This window comes from Pseudoalteromonas sp. S1727 (assembly GCF_005886375.1).
Lineage (GTDB): Bacteria > Pseudomonadota > Gammaproteobacteria > Enterobacterales > Alteromonadaceae > Pseudoalteromonas > Pseudoalteromonas haloplanktis.
In genome coordinates, this window is the sequence record NZ_PNDT01000269.1 from 1 (window position 1) to 478 (window position 478).

1 protein-coding gene is annotated in these 478 nt (G+C 45.8%); it reads left to right on the forward strand.

The window, feature by feature from the left end; genetic code table 11:
- The coding region (locus CWB85_RS21965) for a biotin/lipoyl-containing protein (protein ID WP_283235145.1) at positions 1-478 on the forward strand (478 nt) is incomplete at both ends.

Consider the following 478-nt stretch of genomic DNA (forward strand, 5'->3'; position numbering starts at 1 on the left):
AAATTAAGCCGTGATCAGAACTTAGTAGACATCGAAACAGATAAAGTTGTTTTAGAGGTTGTTGCACCAAATGACGGTGTGATCACTGAAATTTCACAAGAAGAAGGTGCAACCGTGCTTGGTGATCAAGTGATCGGTATTATTGGCGACGCTGATGCAGCAGCGCCAAGTGAAGACGCTAAGAGCGAAGCTGCACCGGCTTCTGCTAAACAAGAAAACGCGCCAGAGGCGCCATCAGCACCAGCATCAGAAGGTAAAGAAGTGGACATTAAAGTACCTGTACTTCCAGAATCAGTCGCAGACGCGACAGTAGCTACTTGGCATGTTCAACCAGGTGACGCAGTAACACGCGACCAAAACTTAGTTGACATCGAAACTGATAAAGTTGTTCTTGAAGTTGTTGCTCAAGAAGACGGCATCATGGGTGAGATTATTCACGCAGAAGGTGAAACAGTACTTGGTGATCAAGTGATCGGTA